Raw genomic sequence first — 3535 nt, 5'->3', positions numbered from 1 at the left:
CTGAAGATTGCCTCGAAAATCTGGACTCACAAGTGCTCCACTCACGCGAAGATCAGCAGCAATCGCCACATCAGCAATGGGCACCTTGATTCGAGCCTTCTCAACGGTGATCGCCAAAGGAACCTCTTCAGGCGCAGGTTTAAACATCTTCAGAGCACCACTGGCCCGAATGGTTCCTGAACGACCAATTCGCCCCTTGAGTTCCTGCACCTCAAGGCGATCGAAATCAAACACAACGGAACTTTTAACCTTGCTAATCACTTGGTCCCGAACAACAAATTCTCCATCGTTCATGACGATGAATCCATTGGCCTCAGGGGCTAAAAGACTGCCGCCAATCAACAGTCTGAGATCGGTGTCGCCCTGATTCCAAGCAACGACATCTCTCGAGAAACCAGCCAGGAAGTGAAGACCATCACCATGACTTTCAACCCTGACGTCCAAGGGGCGGTCGGGCGTGAGGGGGACTTGTCCAATCACCGTCAGAGGCTCATCAGCACCCTCTGACCGCAGAGCCAAATCAAGCTGCAACGTCTCATTTGAAAGCAAAATCTGACCGCGATCGAGTGCAATCGGTACCTGCCCCACGCGTGCCTTCTCCAGGACAAGCTCCGTTGTCAGTACTGGTGCCCCCTCACCCAAGCGATAGCTGCCCGTCAGACCTAAAGCCCCTTGCAAAGCTGGTGGAACCGGTGCCACCAGTGCCAGAAGACTGAACGGCAAATGAACCAGAGAGAAGCTGCCTTGACCAGCGTGAAGGGGCCCCTTGATCTCAGCGATGAAGGGTTTCACCTGCAGGGCAATATCTTCGTCATCACCATCGATCCAAAGGTGACCCCGCGCTGTGAGATCCACTTCGAGGCGCTTGAGGCTTGGCCCCTGAACAGCAACGACAGCATCAACTTGCCCCCTTAGATCTTCCGGATGAAACGCTTCTTTCTCTCTGCGATCACGACGGGCCTCTGCCAATGCCAATTGGGATCGTCGAAGCGCCTTCAACTGACCATCGAGTGATCCACCAAAGGTGTTCACCAGCAAGGTGCCTAGGTCGGTGGCATCGCCTTGATTAGGAGGAAGAGCCTGGGAGAGTTGCGGAAGGCTGAGCGCACTGGCTGTCAGCCAGCGTGCACTCAGGCCACGGGCCTGAAGCTTGGCGTTCAGTCCAGCATTCCGATATCCATCAGCCTCAAAGGTGATCTGCCCGCTATCGCGAGGCAGGAGTTCGCCGCTGATGTCATACCGATCGTTTTTGTAGTTGACCGTCATCAGCGCTTGGCCGAACTGAATTCCCAGCAATCCCGGCTGCGCAAGCTTGAGATCGGCCGACATGCTCCAAGGCTGCAAGCTCAAATCACCGGAACCACTCAAACGGCCATACACCCCTTCCCATCGCTGTTTCGGAGGCAGAACCAACTCCAAACCATCCACACTCAGGTCATTTGCTGTCCAGCGGTAAAGAGCAGGACTGCCACTGATTTGCAGCTCACCGTTCCTGCGCTGCAAGCGCACGGTTTCTGGCAACCAATTGCCCCCGAGTTGAGCGTCAAAGGAGCCAGGAATCACCGCTCCAACGGATGCCATCTGGAGCTGTCCACCACCGCCAGGGCGACCTTGAAAGCGACCTTGCCAACGTTCAACCAGGCGGATACCACCTGCACGAGGACTATTCACTTCGAGCTGAAGGTCAGGCTGCAAGGACTGCAGAGGACCACGGACCTCCCCTTCGGCCGCAATCGTGCCATCCATCACCGTCCCAAGCAGAGAACCAAGCCGGCTAAGTGGATAGTCCCGTAAGCGCACATTGGATTGCAACGCGCCAACCTGCAGGCCACCCTTTCCGAGTTGAAGGGGCAACAAAGCATCAGCATTGAGCTGAGGGCTGCTGAAGCGATTGAGGCTCAACAACCCCTGATCTGAAGACCATTCGGCCTGAAGTGACCAACGTTCAAGCAAAGGATTGCTGTCCTGATCGAGCGCCAACTGAAGTCGAGGCGACAGGCTGGGCCCAGACACACGCAACTCACCATTGAGAGGGGCTTTCATCCCCAACAGCTCAGGAATCAAAGGCAGTCCCTTCCATGCCTTTCCGACCAGTTGAAGCTGCTTGGTCTTGATATCCAGCTGAGGGTACAAGTCTCCCTGCGCCTCTACCGATACACCGGGAGCGTCTAAAGCAAGTGTTTCAAGCCTGGCTTTCCATGCCTTCGGGCGACGCCGATCTCCCCGCAGCTGCAAATCAATCGCAACGGGTTGATCAAGGACCTTGGCTTCGGGAAACCTCCATTGACCCGACAGCTTGAAACGGGGGTGAGACCAGTCACCATCCAGGCGCATAGCCAGCTGATTGTCCTGATTCAGCTCCTTCAGGGTGGCGCTTAAATCAAGGCTCTGATTCAGTTGAAAGCGACCGCCCAAACTGGCCCGATAGGGGCCATAACGCCACTCACTGCGTGGAATCGTGAGTCGATCATCATCACAGTGGAGACGTAGCTGTCGCGACGCAAGTGCGTGCTGAAGCGGCTTGCCGCTGATCTTCACGCCGAGGACAGAGACTCCACCATCACAGCTGGTTTGACCTCGATTCCAACCAAAACTGAGATCACCACCCACTTGGCCCCTCAGTTGGATGGGCTCGGCCATCGGAAGCAACCCTTGCAACCGGTTTAGACGGATCTGCTTCAGACGCGTCGTGAGCAGGAATTCAGGACGGTCCCAGTGAGCACGTCCTTTTAACGTCACCGAGCCTCGATCGGGAAGACCAATTTGAAAGCCGCCATCGGCCCATTTCTCATTGAGACGGAGGCGCGTGGCTCCCGCCAAAGAGAGCTGAAGGTCGGCTGGTTCAACACGAATTTGAGCTGGATCAACAAGCCGCACACGAAGGTCGACGCGATGAGGGAACTCCCCCTTTGGCCGAGGACCTGGCACCCAAAACTGCCCTTGCTGATTGCGGCTTAGGTTGACGTTTGCCCCTTTCAGTCGGGCCACGACCACCAGCCGCAAATGGCGAATGCTGGAGAGGGGATCGATCCCCAGGCTTAGTTGTTGGACACGAACGGTGGACGCATCCTTCGTTCCAGGAAGAATCTTGATCGGTCCAATCCCGATTCCATCAAGACCAAGTCCGCGATAAGGACCAATCTCAATCGGATGCCCCAGCGGCAAGGACAGTTGCTGTTCCAGTGAGGGACGCAGGCCATTGACAGCCCCTTCAATCAATCGGTCAGCCGTGAGCCAAATCGCAGCACCAGCCACAACTGTGAGACCAAGTCCCGAGATCACCACTCTTGGAGCCATCGCGCCTTTGCCAGTGCTCCCCATTGATGACCGTCATCCCAGCCAAGGTCGACGCAATATAGAGAGGAGATTTGCCCCTAACCAGCCCATGCCGCTTTCGGAATTATTGGAGGTCTCCAGCAGATGGCTGGCCTGGAGTGGCCTAGGCATCTCAGTTCTGACCGTGGTTGCCTTCGTAGCCCGTTGGGGACTGCGTTTTCGACTTGTTGGCGTCAGTAGTTTTACGTTCTTGTTAGCG

General features: G+C 56.1%; 2 protein-coding genes. One reads left to right on the top strand and one right to left on the bottom strand.

Translation table 11 applies throughout. From position 1 onward, the window contains the following. On the bottom strand, positions 1-3321 hold a 3321-nt coding region (locus NCN04_RS09555), incomplete at its 3' end, for a translocation/assembly module TamB domain-containing protein (RefSeq protein WP_250395933.1). Positions 3322-3355: 34 nt separating this feature from the next. Between NCN04_RS09555 and NCN04_RS09550 the strand changes: the two genes are divergently transcribed. Beyond that, a partial coding sequence (locus tag NCN04_RS09550) for a DUF2518 family protein (RefSeq protein WP_250395934.1) occupies positions 3356-3535 on the top strand: 180 nt, incomplete at its 3' end.

This window comes from Synechococcus sp. MU1655 (genome assembly GCF_023630655.1).
Classification (GTDB): domain Bacteria; phylum Cyanobacteriota; class Cyanobacteriia; order PCC-6307; family Cyanobiaceae; genus Synechococcus_C.
Note: the sequence above shows the minus strand (reverse complement) of the source record. Positions and strands in the feature narration are given on the sequence as shown.